The organism is Shewanella mangrovi, assembly GCF_000753795.1.
Taxonomy (GTDB): Bacteria; Pseudomonadota; Gammaproteobacteria; order Enterobacterales; family Shewanellaceae; genus Shewanella; species Shewanella mangrovi.
In genome coordinates this window covers 456307-474451 of the sequence record NZ_JPEO01000003.1, presented here as the reverse complement: position 1 = coordinate 474451, position 18145 = coordinate 456307, and the positions used below count along the sequence as shown (strand labels likewise).

Annotated in this window: 19 protein-coding genes and 1 other annotated feature; of the genes, 14 read left to right on the top strand and 5 right to left on the bottom strand. The window is 46.5% G+C overall.

Annotated elements, in window-relative coordinates; translation table 11 throughout:
• Positions 1-2: 2 nt before the first annotated feature.
• The 3 genes from recO to acpS all read left to right on the top strand — a co-directional run bounded on the left by recO (position 3) and on the right by acpS (position 1851).
• Complete coding sequence (recO, locus tag HR45_RS07255) at positions 3-668, top strand: DNA repair protein RecO (protein WP_037441252.1); 666 nt, start codon at positions 3-5, stop codon at positions 666-668.
• 68 nt (positions 669-736) lie between these two features.
• Positions 737-1474: a pyridoxine 5'-phosphate synthase gene (gene pdxJ / locus HR45_RS07250; protein WP_037441250.1), complete on the top strand. Its 738-nt coding sequence runs from the start codon at positions 737-739 to the stop codon at positions 1472-1474.
• Between the two features lie 2 nt (positions 1475-1476).
• On the top strand, positions 1477-1851 hold the full coding sequence (gene acpS, locus HR45_RS07245; RefSeq protein WP_037441248.1) for a holo-ACP synthase: 375 nt from the start codon (positions 1477-1479) through the stop codon (positions 1849-1851).
• A 67-nt stretch (positions 1852-1918) separates the two neighbouring features.
• Here acpS and HR45_RS07240 read toward each other — a convergent pair whose 3' ends face one another.
• The gene (locus tag HR45_RS07240) at positions 1919-3193 is read right to left on the bottom strand and encodes an HlyC/CorC family transporter (protein ID WP_037441245.1); all 1275 of its coding nucleotides are present in this window, start codon (positions 3191-3193) and stop codon (positions 1919-1921) included.
• A gap of 95 nt (positions 3194-3288) precedes the next feature.
• Positions 3289-4077 carry a cytochrome C assembly family protein gene (locus tag HR45_RS07235; protein ID WP_037441242.1) on the bottom strand — a complete coding sequence of 263 codons (789 nt, stop codon included), beginning with the start codon at positions 4075-4077 and terminating at the stop codon, positions 3289-3291.
• Between the two features lie 254 nt (positions 4078-4331).
• On the opposite strand from HR45_RS07235, the gene ffh reads away from it, so the two are divergent.
• The 10 genes from ffh (at position 4332) to HR45_RS19490 (ending at position 13844) form a co-directional block, all read left to right on the top strand.
• A complete protein-coding gene (ffh, locus tag HR45_RS07230) occupies positions 4332-5705 on the top strand; it encodes a signal recognition particle protein (protein WP_037441240.1) in 1374 nt (457 codons plus the stop codon).
• Positions 5706-5893: 188 nt separating this feature from the next.
• Positions 5894-6142, top strand: a complete 249-nt coding sequence (gene rpsP, locus HR45_RS07225) for a 30S ribosomal protein S16 (protein WP_037441238.1) — start codon at positions 5894-5896, stop codon at positions 6140-6142.
• Between the two features lie 19 nt (positions 6143-6161).
• Complete coding sequence (gene rimM / locus HR45_RS07220) at positions 6162-6692, top strand: ribosome maturation factor RimM (RefSeq protein WP_037441236.1); 531 nt, start codon at positions 6162-6164, stop codon at positions 6690-6692.
• 16 nt (positions 6693-6708) lie between these two features.
• The gene (gene trmD, locus HR45_RS07215) at positions 6709-7452 is read left to right on the top strand and encodes a tRNA (guanosine(37)-N1)-methyltransferase TrmD (RefSeq protein ID WP_037441234.1); all 744 of its coding nucleotides are present in this window, start codon (positions 6709-6711) and stop codon (positions 7450-7452) included.
• Between the two features lie 32 nt (positions 7453-7484).
• Positions 7485-7838 carry a 50S ribosomal protein L19 gene (gene rplS, locus HR45_RS07210; RefSeq protein ID WP_037441232.1) on the top strand — a complete coding sequence of 118 codons (354 nt, stop codon included), beginning with the start codon at positions 7485-7487 and terminating at the stop codon, positions 7836-7838.
• Between the two features lie 191 nt (positions 7839-8029).
• Positions 8030-9118: a 3-deoxy-7-phosphoheptulonate synthase gene (locus HR45_RS07205; protein ID WP_037441230.1), complete on the top strand. Its 1089-nt coding sequence runs from the start codon at positions 8030-8032 to the stop codon at positions 9116-9118.
• A 14-nt stretch (positions 9119-9132) separates the two neighbouring features.
• Positions 9133-10272 (top strand): bifunctional chorismate mutase/prephenate dehydrogenase, encoded by a 1140-nt coding sequence (gene tyrA, locus HR45_RS07200; RefSeq protein ID WP_037441227.1) that lies wholly within the window; start codon positions 9133-9135, stop codon positions 10270-10272.
• A 192-nt stretch (positions 10273-10464) separates the two neighbouring features.
• Positions 10465-12126, top strand: a complete 1662-nt coding sequence (gene hcp, locus HR45_RS07195) for a hydroxylamine reductase (protein WP_037441224.1) — start codon at positions 10465-10467, stop codon at positions 12124-12126.
• Between the two features lie 73 nt (positions 12127-12199).
• Positions 12200-13279: an FAD-binding oxidoreductase gene (locus tag HR45_RS07190; RefSeq protein ID WP_037441221.1), complete on the top strand. Its 1080-nt coding sequence runs from the start codon at positions 12200-12202 to the stop codon at positions 13277-13279.
• Positions 13280-13508: 229 nt separating this feature from the next.
• Positions 13509-13844, top strand: coding sequence for a hypothetical protein (locus tag HR45_RS19490; protein WP_037441218.1), 336 nt, complete (start codon positions 13509-13511; stop codon positions 13842-13844).
• A gap of 76 nt (positions 13845-13920) precedes the next feature.
• On the opposite strand, the gene pheA is transcribed toward HR45_RS19490, so the two are convergent.
• Both pheA and hpf read right to left on the bottom strand, forming a co-directional pair.
• Entirely contained in the window at positions 13921-15864 is a 1944-nt protein-coding gene (pheA, locus tag HR45_RS07180; RefSeq protein ID WP_037441217.1) for a prephenate dehydratase, read from the bottom strand.
• Between the two features lie 34 nt (positions 15865-15898).
• Positions 15899-16018: a sequence feature (Phe leader region), on the bottom strand.
• 93 nt (positions 16019-16111) lie between these two features.
• Positions 16112-16450, bottom strand: a complete 339-nt coding sequence (gene hpf, locus HR45_RS07175; RefSeq protein ID WP_037441215.1) for a ribosome hibernation-promoting factor, HPF/YfiA family — start codon at positions 16448-16450, stop codon at positions 16112-16114.
• A 464-nt stretch (positions 16451-16914) separates the two neighbouring features.
• Here hpf and trpR point away from each other — a divergent pair, with 464 nt between their 5' ends.
• Positions 16915-17190: a trp operon repressor gene (gene trpR, locus HR45_RS07170; protein WP_037441213.1), complete on the top strand. Its 276-nt coding sequence runs from the start codon at positions 16915-16917 to the stop codon at positions 17188-17190.
• A gap of 61 nt (positions 17191-17251) precedes the next feature.
• On the opposite strand, the gene slyD is transcribed toward trpR, so the two are convergent.
• Complete coding sequence (gene slyD / locus HR45_RS07165; protein ID WP_037441475.1) at positions 17252-17851, bottom strand: peptidylprolyl isomerase; 600 nt, start codon at positions 17849-17851, stop codon at positions 17252-17254.
• Positions 17852-18145 lie beyond the last annotated feature (294 nt).

Here is an 18145-nt window from a genome sequence, read left to right as displayed (position 1 = left end):
TGATGCAACGCGGCTATCTGCTTCACACCAGTGCTTATCGCGAAAACAGCCAAATTGTACGCTTGTTGGTCGATAATCTTGGCAGAGTTGATGCCGTTGTTAGGATTGGCTCTGGTAAGCGCTCACTAAAGAGCGTGTTACAGCCATTTCAGCCGTTGCTATTTGAGCTGTCTGGCCGCAGTGATTTACGCAGTATGCAACAGGTTGAAAGCGCGTCCCCGGCAGTGCCACTGTCCGGGGACGCTTTGTATGCGGGCATGTATCTTAATGAGCTGATGATGCGTACGTTAAGCGTACATCACAGTGGTGAAAGCTTATTTCTGCCCTATCATCGAACCTTATTGCAATTAGCCCACGGCTTTACCGAAGATACATTGCGTTATTTTGAAGTCACGCTAATGCATGACTTGGGATGTTTGCCATCATTAAGCCATGACGCTAACGGTCAGCCCATTGAAGCCGAGCTAAGTTACCGCTATTTAACGGAAGAAGGCTTCATTGTGGGCGAAGGTCGTTACTCAGGTAGCGTCTTGCAACGTCTGGCACATGAATCCTTGCTCGTTGAAGATTTGCCTGTTGCTAAACATCTCACCCGCACATTGTTAGCACCATTACTTGGTGATAAACCATTAGTTAGTCGGCAACTCTTTGCTGGCAGAAAGCGTTAGAATAATAAAATAGGTTGATATGGCGTCGCGCCGTGTCGAACGAATAACAAGATGAGGATAACAACAAAATGAGCAGGATTTTGCTTGGAGTAAATATCGATCATATTGCGACACTGCGACAAGCGCGTGGCACTAACTACCCAGATCCGGTGCATGCTGCTGCGGTGGCTGAACATGCTGGTGCCGAGGGGATTACCCTGCATCTGCGTGAAGACCGTCGTCATATTACCGATCGCGATGTTTACGTATTGGCAAAAACCATTAAAAGCCGCATGAATCTGGAAATGGCGGTCACCGAAGAGATGCTCAATATTGCCTGTGAAGTGAAGCCGGTTTACTGCTGTTTAGTGCCGGAAAAGCGTGAAGAACTCACAACTGAAGGTGGCTTAGATGTCGCTGGACAACTCGATAAGATGACGAATGCCGTTAAGCGTTTATCAGATGCAGGCATTAAAGTGTCATTGTTTATCGATGCTGATAAAGCACAAATTGATGCTGCAGTAAAAGTCGGTGCACCTGTAATTGAAATCCATACCGGCCATTATGCCGATGCGACGACTGATGCAGAGGCAGCAGCGGAATTAGCACGTATTACTGAAATGGCAGCCTACGCCCATCAGCAGGGTTTGGTGGTTAACGCTGGCCACGGGTTGCACTATCACAACGTTAAACCAATTGCCGCTATCCCTGAGTTACATGAACTGAATATCGGTCATGCCATTATTGCGCGCGCGGCGATCGATGGTTTAGCTAAGGCCGTTGCTGACATGAAGCAACTGATGCTGGAAGGGCGTCGAGGCGAATAATCATGGCAATTGTAGGGCTGGGCACTGATATTGTTGAGCTAGCGCGGTTTGAGGCTATGAGCGAGGTCGCCCAGCAGCGATTGGCAAAACGAGTGCTGACACCTAATGAATTGGTTATTTTCGCTCAGCATAGCCGTCCGGCGCGTTATCTGGCTAAACGCTTTGCTGTAAAGGAAGCGGCTTCAAAGGCGCTCGGCACCGGTATTGGGCACGGCATCTCGTTTCAACATTTTGAGTGTACCAATAATGCCTTAGGGGCGCCGCAATTGCAGTTTTCTGCCGAGGCAAAGCAGCGATTGCCGCAAGATGCTAAAGTGTGGGTGTCGATAAGCGATGAAAAGCATTATGCGGTGGCAACCGTTATTATTGATGCATGATAGACAAAAGAAAAAGAGGCTTGCATCTGCAAGCCTCTTTTTTAATGTCGTTATTTATTAAAACCAATTAACTTTGGCTAGCGTCGTAAAACTCGGGCATTATCCGCACGTTTTTGACCATGTTGTCAGACACTTCAATAATCTCGATTGGGTACCCCGCCAACCGCAAGCAAGTATTGGCCGATGGAATATCTTCTAAATACTCCAAGATTAAGCCATTTAGCGTTTTAGGACCGTCGGTCGGAAAATCCCAGCCCATTTCTTTGTTGAGATCGCGAATGTTGATGGTGGCATCAATCACTAACGTACCATCAGTTTGCGGTGTGATATCGTCACTCGGTGCATCAATCATGGTGGTGGTGAAATCACCCACGATCTCTTCCAGAATATCTTCCAGTGTCACCAAGCCTTGAATATCGCCGTATTCGTCAACAACCAAACCAAGATGTTCTTTATTCTTTTGGAAGTTGGCGAGCTGGACGTTAAGCGGTGTACCTTCCGGGATGAAGTACAGCTCTTTTACCGCGCGTAGCAGTGATGACTTAGTGAATTGCTCTTTAGATTGCAAACGCAACGCATCGCGCATATGCACGAAGCCCACCGCATCATCAACGGTGTCCCGATAAAGCAAAACCCGCGTGTAAGGGCTATTGATGATCTGCTTGTTGATGCTTTTGAAGTCGTCATTGATGTTAATGGCATAGAGCTCATTACGCGGCACCATAATGTCTTCTACGGCGACATTGCCTAAGTCCAAAATCGACAGCAGCATCTCTTGGTGACGCCGTGGAATTAGTGCGCCGGCTTCATGTACCACAGTGCGCAGCTCTTCTTGGCTCAGGGCATCACTGCTTTTTACCGATTTGATCCCCAGAATGCGCAGCATGGTGGAGGTAATCCAGTTCATGATTTTGACCAACGGCAGCAAAATCGTAAGTAGCCACTTCAGAAGCAAGCTTGAAGGAAAGGCGATTGGTTCAGGGTGTAAAGCCGCCAGCGTTTTTGGGGTGACTTCTGCAAACACCAGCACCACTAGAGTCAGAACGCCGGTTGAGATAGCAATACCTATATCACCAAACAAGCGCATGCCGATAACGGTAGCAATAGAAGAAGCCAGAATGTTGACCAAGTTGTTACCGATCAGAATAAGTCCAATCAGTCTATCAGGGCGCTCAAGTAACTGCTGTGCACGCTCAGCCCCTTTGTGACCGTTACTCGCCAGATGGCGCAAACGGTAGCGATTCAGCGTCATCATGGCGGTTTCTGAACCGGAAAAATAGGCTGATAGCAGTATTAGCAGCAACAAAAAAATAAATAGCGCGCTGGTCGATATGTCGTCCAAAAAGGGGCTCCGTAGAAAATAATAGGCTTAGTAATTACCGGGATTATGAAGTTCTGTCAAGGCAGCCGGGCGACTGCCTTGCAGAAGGTGGCCAATCAATTAAGAATCAATTCTTTAACGATACGCGCACCGAAGTAGGAGAGGGACAGTAAAAATGTGCCGCTGATGGTATAGATAACCGCCGTTCTAATGCGCACACCTTTAGTATATTGTTGCCACAACATAGCGATGTAAACAAACCACGCCATTGTTGAAAGTACCGCTTTATGTCCTTGCGGGCCGGTAAATAAACCGTCCATAAAGATAAAGCCAGTTGCCAACGACAAACTCAATAAAATCATACCGATAATCACGAGGTGATATAGCTGACGTTCTACTGTCATCAGCGGTGGCAACACCGGTGACACCTTGAGTTGTTTGGTCTTTAATCTGTTTTGGATAAACCACAATTGAATTGCATATAAAGTGGCGATCACTAGGGTGCTGTATGCCATTAATGCCAATACCACGTGCACCAGCACTTCAGGGTTATGTTCAAAGTGGCGAATATATTGTGGTGGCACCAACCACAACATGGCGACTGAGATAATGGAACACGCCAATACCACAGGCACCAGAATAATGACTTTTACCTGTTGCATCACAATGGTGAAGGTAAGTGCGATAATCCAACACACTAATGAAATGACATTGGTGAGACTGAAGTTTTGTCCATTTCCAGTAAACACGACGTTGTACAACGCAAGCGCATGAAATACCACACCCACCGCAGCGAATATCGCCACAGCTTTTCGATTGGGCCCATTGGTGTGAAATAGACGGCTTGTCACCAAAATCAGCGCTATGCCGTAGAAGACCATAGCAACGGCGGAAAATATGACCATCAGACGTTAACCTATCCTTATTGTAAGTAAAGCTGTAGCGGGCATAAAAAGTTGCAGTAATTAGAATAACATGAGCTTACCGCATATGGGCAGTGATACAGGCAACAAATTCGGCTGCCGCATGCTCAATTAGTGGTAAAAAGCACTAAATAGTTCCTCAGGTACCAATCGAACGGCCGCGACAGTGGCATATTACTCTCGCCTCTATATAATAGCGACCAGAACAAATTCTGAATCAATGTGAAGAACGCAGTATGTTTGAAAATCTCTCCGACCGCTTATCGCGCACACTGAAAAATATCAGTGGTCGCGGCCGTCTAACCGAAGACAACGTCAAAGAAACCTTGCGGGAAGTGCGCATGGCGCTGCTTGAAGCGGATGTTGCTCTGCCTGTGGTGAGAGAGTTTGTTAATAGTGTCAAAGAGCGCGCGGTCGGTCAGGAAGTGACTAAGAGCCTGACGCCAGGTCAGGTCTTTATCAAGATCGTCCAAAGCGAACTTGAAAAAGCGATGGGTGAAGCCAACGAAGGCTTGAATCTCGCTGCACAGCCGCCTGCCGTGTTGATGATGGCGGGGTTGCAAGGGGCGGGTAAAACCACCAGTGTTGCCAAACTCTCCAAGTTCTTGCGCACTCGCGAGAAAAAATCGGTATTGGTTGTCAGTGCTGACGTCTATCGTCCAGCGGCCATCAAACAGTTGGAAACATTGGCGGAGGAAGTGGAAGTCGAATTCTTCCCATCTGATGTCAGCCAAAAGCCGGTTGATATCGCCAATGCAGCTATTGCACATGCCAAACGCAAATTCATTGATGTGGTGATTGTCGATACCGCTGGTCGTTTGCATGTCGACGAAGCGATGATGGACGAAATCAAAGCGTTGCACGCGGCGGTTAAACCCATTGAAACCCTGTTCGTGGTAGATGCCATGACCGGGCAAGACGCTGCAAACACTGCTAAAGCGTTTAACGATGCGTTGCCGCTGACGGGTGTGATTCTGACCAAAGTTGATGGTGATGCACGCGGTGGTGCTGCGTTGTCCATTCGTCACATTACCGGTAAGCCAATTAAATTCTTAGGTGTGGGTGAGAAAACTGACGCCTTGGAGCCTTTCCATCCAGATCGTATTGCATCGCGTATTCTGGGCATGGGTGATGTGCTGTCGCTGATTGAACAAGTTGAGCGTGGCGTTGACCAAGAGAAAGCGCTCAAACTAGCCTCAAAAGTGAAATCTGGTGGCAGCTTCGATTTAGAAGATTTTCGTGATCAGCTGCAGCAGATGAAAAACATGGGCGGCATGATGAGCATGATTGAGAAGATGCCCGGTGTTGGCAAATTGCCGCCAGATGCGATGGCGCAGTTGCAAGGTGGCAAGATGACTGGCCAATTAGAGGCTATCATTAACTCAATGACCCCGAACGAACGTCGCCATCCGGATATCATCAAGGGATCGCGCAAACGCCGTATTGCAGCAGGTTCTGGTACACAAATCCAAGATGTTAACCGTTTGCTGAAGCAGTTTACGCAGATGCAAAAGATGATGAAAAAAATGTCATCAAAAGGCGGTATGAGCAAGATGATGCGGGGCCTTGGCGGTATGATGCCGCCAGGAATGAAATTCCCCGGTCGCTAAGCTAAATTAAAACAGCCCGCGATGCGGGCTGTTGCTTATTTAAAATACATTGAATTTCCTAGGTTCCCGGGTTGCATTCAGCTAAAACTTAGGTAAAATTCCCCGGCTTTCTATCTGGGACTCTTTGCGAACACGGAGTTCCAGTTTTTATTTTGCTAGTAAGCAAATCAATAGAGGAACTAGAACGCATGGTTACCATTCGTTTATCTCGTGGCGGCTCTAAAAAGCGCCCATTTTACAACATCGTTGTTGCTGACAGCCGTAACGCTCGTAACGGTCGTTTCATCGAACGTGTAGGTTTCTTCAACCCACAAGCTCGTGGTCAAGAAGAAACACTGCGTGTTGATCTGGAACGTGTACAACACTGGATCGCTACTGGCGCTTCTACCAGTGACCGCGTTGCGTCTTTGATCAAAGAAGCTAATAAAGCTGCTTAATTGGTCATAGGTATAGACGATGAGCAGTAACCCCGAACCCGTAGTGCTGGGTAAAATTGGCGCTCCTTATGGTGTCAACGGTTGGGTGAAAATCACCTCCTATACCGAATCTGTTGAAGATATTTTTGATTATTCTCCTTGGTTGTTAAACCGTCAGGGAGAATGGGCAGAAATCAAGTTAGTTAAATGGCGCTGGCACGGTAAAGCAGTTGTTGCATTACTTGATGGCGTTGAAAATCGCGAACAGGCACAAATACTCACGCATTGCGAGATTGGTATTGCGCCTGAGCAAATGAAAGATTTGCCAGAGAATGAATTCTATTGGCGTGATCTCATTGGCTGCGAAGTGACTAATTTGAAAGGCTATCACATGGGCGTGGTTGATCAGGTGCTTGAAACCGGATCTAACGACGTTCTGCAAGTGAAAGCCAATGCCAGAGATAGCTTTGGCAAAGCGGAACGTTTAATTCCCTTTGTCACCGAGCAATTCATCAAATCGGTGGATGTATCGGCAAAACAGATCCTAGTGGATTGGGATCCGGACTTCTAAGTCGAGGAAACAACTTATGTGGTTAGGGGTAATTACCCTGTTTCCCGAGATGTTTCGAGCAGTTTCAGACTTTGGGGTAACGGGTCGGGCCGTAAAAAATGGCCTGTTGGAACTGAATACGTGGAATCCTCGAGATTTCACCCATGATCGACACAGTACAGTGGATGACCGACCTTACGGTGGTGGCCCTGGTATGTTGATGATGGTTCAGCCACTTTGTGATGCGATTCATGCAGCGAAAGCTGCTGCAGGCGAAGGGGCAAAAGTGATTTATTTGTCACCTCAGGGGCGTAAGCTGACACAGCAAGGCGTAACTGAACTGGCGACAAACTCCAAATTGATTATGGTGTGTGGTCGATACGAGGGTATTGATGAACGCATCATTCAAAAGGAGATTGACGAAGAATGGTCTATTGGTGATTACGTCCTGTCGGGCGGTGAGTTACCAGCGATGACTTTGATAGATGCGGTATCAAGACTGGTTCCCGGCGTACTGGGAAAACAGGCCTCAGCTGAGCAAGACTCTTTCTCAGATGGTTTACTTGATTGTCCACACTATACTCGTCCTGAATCGCTTGAAGGATTAACGGTTCCACCAGTGTTACTAAGCGGCAACCACAAAGACATTGAACACTGGCGTATGCAACAAAGTTTGATGAGAACTTTGCAGCGACGACCAGAATTATTTGAAAATCTAGCTCTGACTGACGAACAAAAGACGTTATTAGCGCAGGTTGTTGCAAAACAAACCAAAGCGTAGTCAAGCTCAGTTATTTCTAGTTGGAGAAATTCATGAACAACATCATTAAAATGCTCAACGACGAGCAAATGAAACAAGATGTACCTGCATTCGGCGCTGGTGACACCGTTGTTGTGCAAGTACGTGTTAAAGAAGGCGAAAAAGAACGTCTGCAGGCTTTCGAAGGCGTAGTTATCGCTAAACGTAACCGTGGTCTGCACTCTGCATTCACCGTTCGTAAGATTTCTAACGGCGAAGGTGTAGAGCGTGTATTCCAGACTCATAGTCCTCTGGTTTCTAGCATCGAAGTTAAACGTCGTGGTCGTGTTCGTCGCGCTAAGCTGTACTATCTGCGCGAACGTTCAGGTAAATCTGCACGTATCCGTGAAAAGCTGGCTGCTAAGTAAGCCACTATCCATTAGACGCAGTGTTCGCACAAAGCCCGCCTTTATGGCGGGTTTTTGTTTTTTAAATAACAGTCAATTATTACTTGACCCTAAATCCGCCAAGGTGCAAACTTGCTGACAATGTAATGGTGTAGCATTACAACAATACAGAGTTCCAATTCATATTATTGCTGGCAATCGGTGGGCCTACTATGCAGACAAGTCATTTAGAGAATATTCGTATCCATGCAGAAAAAGTATTGGTCACGCCTGATGAGCTTAAGCAGCAACTGCCGCTGTCTGAGCGCGGTCATCAATTTATTCTCAATGCTCGTAATACCATCTCCGATATTGTGCACAAGCGTGATAACCGGCTGTTAGTGATCGCCGGACCTTGTTCGATTCATGATATTGCCTCAGCCAAAGAATACGCACTCAAACTGAAAAAGCTGCATGATGAATTGCAAGATCAGTTCTACATCGTGATGCGGGTCTACTTTGAAAAACCGCGCACAACGGTTGGTTGGAAAGGACTGATCAATGACCCCGATATGGACGAGTCGTTCGATTTGGAAAAAGGTTTGCGCATGGCGCGTGAACTGATGTTGTTCTTAGCGGAAATCGAGCTGCCTGTAGCAACCGAAGCCTTAGATCCCATCAGTCCGCAATACATTGCTGAGTTGATCAGTTGGTCGGCTATTGGCGCACGTACCACTGAATCACAAACCCATCGCGAAATGGCTTCTGGCCTCTCTATGCCGGTGGGGTTTAAAAATGGTACTGATGGCAGCATCGATGTTGCCATTAATGCGCTTAAATCTGCTGCGAGCCAGCATCGTTTTATGGGAATTAACCAAGCCGGACAGGTGGCGTTGTTGCAAACCCGCGGTAATCCAGACGGTCATGTCATTCTTCGCGGCGGCAGCCAACCTAACTACGATGCTGACAGTGTGGCGCAAAGTGCTGCGCAGTTGCACAAAGCGGGTTTGACTGCTCGCTTGGTGATTGATTGCAGTCATGGCAACTCGAGTAAGGACCATCGTCGTCAACCAATTGTCTGCGATAATGTGTTCGAACAGATTGTTTTAGGGAATACCTCAATAATTGGCATAATGTTGGAAAGTCATCTGTTGGAAGGTAATCAAAGTGTGAATGCGCCAGTTAGCGGATTACGTTATGGTGTGTCGGTAACGGACGCTTGTATTGATTGGGAAACTACTGAAGATTTGCTTCGTAGTGGTGCCCGAAAATTAGCTGATGTTATCCCCCAACGCTTTGAAAAAAATAATAAAACAGAATGAGGAAGGAACGGCTGATGACAGAGAAGACCACAGAAGAGCTGGAACAGCTACGTGATCTTATTGATGGTGTGGACCAACAATTATTGCACTTATTGCGTAAACGATTGGACTTAGTGGCCCAAGTTGGTGCGGTCAAACATGGTGCAGGCCTGCCCATTTATGCACCAGAAAGAGAAGCGGCGATGTTAGCTAAGCGTCGCGAAGAGGCGGAAGCCATCGGAATTCAGCCGCAATTAATTGAAGATGTATTACGTCGTTTGATGCGTGAATCTTATCTCAATGAGAAAGATGTTGGCTTCAAACAAGTTCGCGAAGATCTCGGTAAAGTGGTCATCGTTGGTGGTGACGGTCAACTTGGGCGTTTGTTCGGCCAGATGCTAGCGTTATCAGGCTATCAAGTCGTATCGCTGGATAAAGATGATTGGCAGCAAGCTGATGCAATGTTTGATGGTGCAGGTTTAGTGCTGGTTACCGTTCCCATTGGTATCACCTGTGAATTGATCCGCGAAAAATTAAGCAATTTGCCGAATGATTGCATTCTGGCTGATTTGACCTCCATCAAGTCAGCGCCAATTGAAGCGATGATGGAAGTGCATTCCGGCCCGGTAGTTGGCTTGCACCCTATGTTCGGTCCCGATGTTGGTAGCTTTGCAAAGCAAGTGGTGGTGGTATGTCACGGACGTGATAGTGACCAATATCAGTGGCTTTTAGAGCAGATCAAGATCTGGGGCGCGCGTATAGTCGAGGCTGAAGCAGAACGTCACGACAAAGCCATGCAGCTCGTACAGGCAATGCGCCATTTCTGTACCTTTGTCTATGGCCTCAACTTGTGTCGCGAAGGTGTCGATATGGAGAACTTATTGCAATTTAGCTCGCCAATTTATCGGTTAGAGTTGGCGATGGTAGGGCGCTTGTTTGCACAAAATCCAGAGCTGTACGCTGATATCATCTTTTCCCAACGCGAAAGTTTTAATGTTATCTCTAACTACCTCGGAAACTTTGCTGACGCACTCAAAGTGATTGAAGCTGAAGATCGAGACACATTTATTAAGCAATTTAATGAGGTATCTCAATGGTTTGGGGAGTTGGCACCACAGTTTCGTAATGAAAGCCGCGCCATGCTGCAGTCTGTAAACGATCTTAAATCACACTGATCAGTGTTTGCTGACGAAGAGGAGCCGATATGGCTCCTTTTTTGTATCTCTTTAGTGGTAAACAACTATTTAAATTGCATCTTTATAGTGATCTCCCTCGCGTTCTACCAATTGAGATATTTCTAAAGCATCGAATAGGATTACACTCCTTTTAAACATGTAAAAAATAAGCATGATTAAAAGGAGACTACCGTGTATTGCATTCAGTGTGAGCAAACAATCAGAACACCAGCCGGTGCAGGCTGTAGCTACGCCCAGGGTATGTGTGGCAAATTGGCCGCAACCTCAGATTTGCAAGACTTGTTGATTTATATGCTGCAGGGCGTGTCCTTGTATGCCAGCAAACTGCGCGCGTTTGGCGTCATCGATGCCGCCGTAGATACCTTCGTGCCTAAAGCCTTTTTCTCGACCCTGACCAACGTTAACTTTGATGACGAGCGGATCATTGAATATGCTCGTCTAGCGGCAAAGATGCGCGACAGCTTGCAGCGCCAATATGAAGCTTTGTGTGCTGAGCGTGGCGAAACGCCAGCCGCATTTCCTGCTGCAGCGACTTTGAACTTGGCTGCGGATAAGCCTGAGTTATTGCAGCAGGCCACGCAAGCGGCTCTGAACCGTGGTGATAACCTTAATGAAGATATTCTAGGGCTGCGGTTGCTCTGTCTTTATGGATTAAAAGGCGCCGCCGCTTATATGGAACATGCGCGTGTGCTCAACCAAGTCAGCGAAGAAGTTGCTGGTCGCTTTCACGAAATCATGGGCTTTTTGGCAACCGACAGTAATGACGCCGATAAACTGTTTGCTACTGCGATGGACATTGGCCAACTGAACTATCAGGTGATGGCGATGCTGGATACCGGTGAAACTGATGCGTTTGGTCATCCAGAGCCAACACAGGTGAACACTAAGCCTGTTACCGGCAAGGCTATTTTAGTGTCAGGTCATGACATGAAAGACCTTGAGCTCATTCTGCAGCAAACTGAAGGTAAGGGCATTAATGTTTATACCCACGGTGAAATGCTGCCAGCATTGGCATATCCAACCTTCAAAAAGTATCCGCACTTGGTCGGAAACTACGGCAGTGCTTGGCAAAATCAGCAAAAAGAGTTTGCTAACTTTCCCGGTGCGGTAGTGATGACGTCCAACTGCATCATCGATCCTAACGTTGGCCAATATAGCGACCGTATATTTACCCGCAGCATCGTAGGCTGGCCTGGCGTGACGCATATTGAAGGAGATGATTTCAGTGCCGTGATTAACAAGGCGCAATCACTTGAGGGATTCAAATACGACGAAATTCCGCACATGATCACCATTGGCTTTGCCCGCAATGCATTGATGAATGCTGCTCCAGCAGTCGTTGAAAATGTGAAAAATGGCAGTATTCGCCATTTCTTCCTCGTGGGCGGTTGTGACGGTGATAAGAACGAACGGAGTTATTTCACCGATTTTGCTAAGTCTGCGCCGAAAGACAGTGTGATCCTAACGCTTGGCTGCGGTAAGTATAAATTCAACAAATTGGAATTTGGCGATATTAATGGCATTCCACGTCTGTTGGATATCGGTCAGTGTAACGACGCCTATTCTGCCATTCAGTTAGCCATTGCCTTATCTGAAGTGTTTGAATGTGACATCAATGAACTGCCGTTGAGTCTGGTGCTGTCATGGTTTGAGCAAAAAGCGATTGTAATTTTGCTGACCTTATTGTCATTAGGCGTGAAAAACATTCGCACGGGGCCAACCCCTCCAGCCTTCTTAACACCGAATCTGCTGAAGATCCTTGAAGACAAATTCGGCTTGCGTAATGTCAGCAGCGTTGAAGCTGATTTAACCAGCATTCTCGGTGCAGCCTAGCGTGCAAAATGCCACTACTCAGCATACTGAGTAGTGGCAATCTTCGATGTTTTTGACGAAGAGGCCATCTTCTATGACATTATCCCCTGATATTTCTGCGGTCAGTGAACACTTGCATGCACCAACATGGCAACAAGGTGAGCTGAGACTTATCTGCGATGCGCGTTGGCAAGAAACACATGATGTGGTGAGTTTTCGTTTTCATGCCACTGAGCCACTGAAATTCCTATTCAAACCTGGGCAATTTATTACTTTCCATGTTGATATTGCCGATGAGCTTTACCATCGCTCATACACGATATCTTCATCTCCCACGCGGCCGCACTCGTTAATGGTCACCATTAAACGGGTAGAGGGTGGACGTGTTTCTAACTACCTAATTGATAATTTGCAGCCGGGACACAGTATTCGCGCATCAGGTCCCTTTGGGGATTTTAATGTTGTCGATATTGCTGCTGAGCGATATTTGTTGTTGAGTGCTGGATGTGGCGTGACGCCCATGTATTCTATCAGCCGCTTTCTCACCGATACTCACGGACATCGGGCAGATATTGCATTTTTGCATAGCGCAAGCACGGTCAATGACCTGATTTTTGCTGATAGTCTCAAGGCGATGTCGCAGCGTAATGATGGCGTTGACATCAATTATCTTATTCAACATGTGAGTGACGCTGATGAACTATCGAATAATATGCACTCAAGCAAACTTAACGCTGAGTTGTTAACGCTGCTGGTGCCAGACTTTCAACAACGTACCGTTTTCGTCTGTGGTCCGCAGCGATTCATGGATGCTGCACAAGCGCTATTTGCAGCATGCGACTTTGATATGAGTCGTTATCACAGCGAAAATTTTGCCCAAGCGATGGCATTGGAAAACCCTATTAGTGGTGGTAACTTTCAACTCACCGTTGCCGCAAGCAGCAGGGTGTTGAGCGCAAAGCAAACATTATTGGATGGCTTACTGGAGATGCAGTTGCCCATTATCGCCGCCTGTCGTTCCGGTGTATGCGGTTCCTGCAAGTGTAAAGTGGTAAAAGGCGAGGTTATCTCGAGCAGTTCGGAAACTTTAACCGCGGCAGAAATCGAGCAGGGATATGTGCTTGCTTGTTCGAGTCATGCACAATCAGATGTCGATATCGATTTAGCGAGCTAGATTTGAGCTAGGGCGTCAGTTCATTCAGAACAGCTGCGTTTTGGTTGGGTGTTATTTTGTGATGTTTACTGGTGACAGTGCTAACGATAATTTGGCACTCATCCCATTAGGAATATCTACTGAAACGCATCTTTATTGCAGTTTTATTATTGCAGAACAGTGATTCTCCACGTATGTTTAAGGTATGCAGAAGATTCTCTTGCGTCCTGAAGTTAATTGGAGAATGAATATGACTGGAAACCCTTCCCATGCCATTCATGCAGAAGACCGCTCCATTGGACATTTTCTTTATGCGCTAATGTGCGCATTCCCACTTTTTCTGGTACCTGTGCTGCTAAGCCTAGCGATTAATTTAAATCAAAAGCAGTTTTCTGCGATGTCGCTGATGGGCAAACATTTGCGGTGGCAACGGCGTAGTATTGTCGGCTTATTAGTGTTGTGTGCGTTAGGGTACTGGAGCAGTATTGCGTGGTTGAGTCTGACGTTTTTTGCACTTGGTGTTATCTGGTTCAGCTATCGTGTATTTAAAGGCTGGCTAAGCCTCGCTGACGGCATCGAGGTGTAACCAAGTCTTGATTATGATTTACAGCGCTAACAAAAAGCCCCGAACTTCGGGGCTTTTTGTTCAGAATAGCGAGATGTTATTGCTGCAGTCTGTAGAGTTCAGGCAATAGGGTTTGACTGGTCTCAATATCATCGAGAGCATCTAACACTATACCGCTGGCGCCTAGCTTGCTGGCCGCGAGCGCTAATGCTTCGCGGTTATCACGTGAATAGCTAAGGTTCACAATCACTGGCAGATGACTCTGCGCTCGTAGATTGACCAAAGATGTCAAATCTACCGCTAACGCTTCTGGATGGTTAAAGTTGCGGACACCAGATTCACACAAAATCAGTTGCTGATTGCCGGCTTGTAAAAACAGCTCTGCACTCGCTAACCACTCATCTTCGCTCGCCATAGTGTTGCGCTCTAATAACACTGGAATGCTTGAAGAGCCTAAGGTGCTAAGCAGGGATTTGTTGAACATCTGTTTGCCAGGGATAAGCAAAGCGCTGGCGTATTCTTGCAGTATGCTGAGTTCCTGAGTCTGTTCAATGGCGAGGATCGCTTCCAATCCCGCTTGGGCGAGTTGTTTACATAGCTTACTCAGTTTAACTTCGTCAATTGCGTTACTGTCATTGTTGGTGATGATAACCCCCTGAAAACCAGCTTCTTTCAGCGCCATAGCGTGAGCAGTAAAGCTATCGTTAAACCATTCAATTGGCATTTGTGCCAACGATGCAAAATGTTGTTCGCTAATCACCGTTTGGCCTAAGGTGACTTCAGTGCCGCTTGGTTTAAATTGGCGGGTATGGCGTGCATCAAGTTTGCGCGCTTGCTGTTTTGCTACTTTAGAACTGTCCGGTTCAATCAGTAATTGGCCGTGTTCCAAACGTGTAGGTTTTACCGTTTCACTGGCATAGCAACCCAACACTTTAATAAAGCGAGCGATGCGTTCCAGCTCTTTTAAGGCACGTTGCATGTTGGCAGATGCGATATTGGCATCAACGTCGAGATAGAACATCTCTTCCCATGGTGTCCCGGTTATTGGACGTGACTCCAATTTACTCATATTGATATTATGCGCTTTGAGCACCAACAGCGTATCGACTAAGGCGCCAGGCTTTTGTCCGGTCGCCATTATCAATGTGGTTTTCGCAGGAACTTGTTCTGGTACGTCGATGGCCTTGCGGGCAACCACGATAAAACGAGTACGATTGACTTTTTGGTTGGCTAATCCAGTTTCAATCGATTCCAGTTCATAGAGGGCACCACCTTCTGCACTACCTATCGCGGCTACCGTATGATCACCATGTTGAACCTTCTCCATGGCCTCAGCGCTTGATGAGCAATATTGCAGCTTATAGTGACCATTGTGGGCTAAATAGCGGCTGCATTGGCTAATAGGCTGGGGGTGAGCATATAAGGTCTTAATGTCTTCTAGCTTACTACCGGACTTGGCCAGTAGACAGTGGCCGACGTCGATAGTGGTTTCACCCACAATCGCCAGATTGGTGTGCTGCAATAAATCAAAGACTTCATTGATGGAGCCTGACGAAGTGTTTTCAATCGGCAGAAAACCATAATCGGCGTGACCCGATTCGACAGCGTTGGCAATTTCATCAAAATTGGCACAACCGATATCTTGCATCTCAACTTGGCGACGTTGGCAGTAGCGCGAAGCGGCAAGGTAGGAGTAAGAACCTCTGGCTCCCAGGTAGGCAACAGAAGTGCGGTGCTTACGGTTGTCAGGATTAGCTTGGCTTTGCAGGTAGGCTTGTTGGTTAAGCACTGAGTCTTCAATGATCGTATGATAGAGGCTTAACACGTAATGCGCATCTAGGCCTTGATCGCGTCCTTGTTGGACTAAGCGTGCCAGCAGCTCTTTCTCACGAGTGGTATCTCGAATAGGGCGAATATCGGACTCTTTACTACGCGCCACTTCAATGCTTAATAAACGACGCTTCGCCAGTAGCGTTAACAGTTCATTGTCCAGACTGGTGATGAGCTCTCTAAGCTGATTGAGTTGTGGTGCTTTCTTCATGCCAACCTCTTTGTACTGCGAATGCTGTTCTATATACGAAAAAGCCTCCCGGTTGGGAGGCTTGGTAATTTTCACTTTCGTTTTTACACGTTACCGCCGCCCCTGGGTGTGAGGTGTAAAAAAGAAAGTAAAAAACGAGAAAATTATGCTGTTCATGGCGGATAAAACTAAAGTGAAGTGCCCTAGGTGTCAATCAAATTTTATTCAAATAGCAAAAGGGCGCATTAAAATGCGCCCTGAGTGGTCCTTAAGCGGCGTATTCTTCTGAATACTCCGGTTCTTCTTCAACAAAGTTAGCCACAGCTCGTTTTGTTGATTTATGTGTCACTCGGTTGAGTTGCTTTTCCAGCTTCTGTCCTAATGCGTTAATCGCAGTATACAAATTTTGATGTTTAGCTTGCGCAAATAGCTGACCATTGGTGAGTTTGATTGACGACTCAATCTTAAACATCGGGCCTTCGGTAATGATAATAATATGGGGATTAATGAGGTCTACATCGTGGCGATTAAGCTTCTCCAAACGGCTTTCAATACGGCTGCGGATTGCATCGGTAACATTGAATTCTTTGCTGGTAATTTTAAGCATATTGTTCAACCCTCTTTCGTTTCCACGGTTCCAGACTACCAATTATGCTGAGTATATTTGTGAAGTAAATCACCTTTGGCGTGTTGCTAAGAACGTTTAGTTCAAAATTTTGAGCTGTTAAACACCTTTTGTCTTACCTAGGTAAAAGTGCTTGCAAGCTACCAGATAACACGCCATATTTGAGTGGATAACTCGTCAGGTGTTGCTTCAATTTGGTCTTATTTCCTCCTCAAATTGCTCGACTTCCTTGTTTAAAGTATTGATGAGTTTTATCAATTTTGCCGTGGTGAAAATGCTATTTGCTGAGAATTTAAACAGCTCGATGTTGATGAGTGTTTAGATCTATTTACGCAAACATCATCAAGGTGCTGCACAATTTGTCTTTGTCATCCGCCAAAGACTTCATTTCGTTCTGAAAAAAGGTAAACTGTCTTTGTGTACTGTTACGTGAAGACGGTGTTTTTATGCGCCCAGATTGGCAGCAGGTGCTCAATAAGATAGTTGCGATGGATAACGCTGAGAACTTAGTGTGCCTGTTTGAATTGTTGCTTACTGAAGATGAACGTCAGGCGGTTGCCGGGCGCTTAAGAGTGTTTCAGTTGTTACTGGATGGCGAGTTAAGTCAGCGACAGATCGCGGCTGAGTATGAAGTAAGTATCGCAACGATTACTCGTTGCTCGAATTATTTAAAAAACATGTCGCCAGAACTCAGGAAACGGATCAGCGCATTGTTGCTGTAGTGTTTGACGCAATAAAAAAGAGCCTAGAAGGCTCTTTTTTATTGCATTGCGTTGAAGCGGATTAACCGTGGCAACCACAGCCGCCGTTACCATCGCAACCTTCTTTCTTTTCACCGTGATCGTGACCACCACAGCAACCTTCGTCACCGTGGTCATGGCCGCCACAACAACCGCCTTCATGATCGTGGTCGTGTCCATGGGCGTGAATGTGGCCGTGAGCCAATTCTTCTGCTGTTGCTTCGCGTACGTCCACCACTTCTACACTGAACACCAATGATTGACCCGCCAGAGGGTGGTTACCATCAACGATAACAGCATTATCTAATACTTCGGTCACTTGCACTGGGCGTTGACCCATTTCGGTTTCTGCAATAAAGCGCATGCCTGGCACGATATCTTGAATATCGCCAAAGGCTTCGAGTGGCACTTCTTGACGCAAACCATCATGGTAAGGACCGTATGCTTGTTCGCAATCGATAGTAACGTCCAGTTTTTCGCCTTGGGCTTTGCCTTCTAACGCATTTTCCAACCCTGGGATCAGGTTGCCCATGCCATGCAGGTAAACCATAGGCTCGCTATCGAATGAGCTTTCAATTAATTTGCCTTGGGTGTCGGTCAAACGGTAATGAATAGTGACCGCGCTTTTTTGGGTGATTTGCATATCGCCTCCCGTTGAAGATATCGCGGCATGATAGCGCGCTTTTATTATGGTGGCGACCATCGCCGCCTGCATATGCCAACTACTGCACAGTGTTTATGCAGATTTCATAAAAAAAGCTGAAGCTGATAGCGTGGAATGATGAATAGGCATTTATTTATTCAATTTAGACATAATTGAATAATATTGGGTGTCGGTTGATACATTTTCACATTAAGTGGTTTTTTGTTATTAAATCCCTCAAAAAACTCCTTGACAACTAACCCCAAAACAAGCAATTCTTGTTGCCAGCAAAAA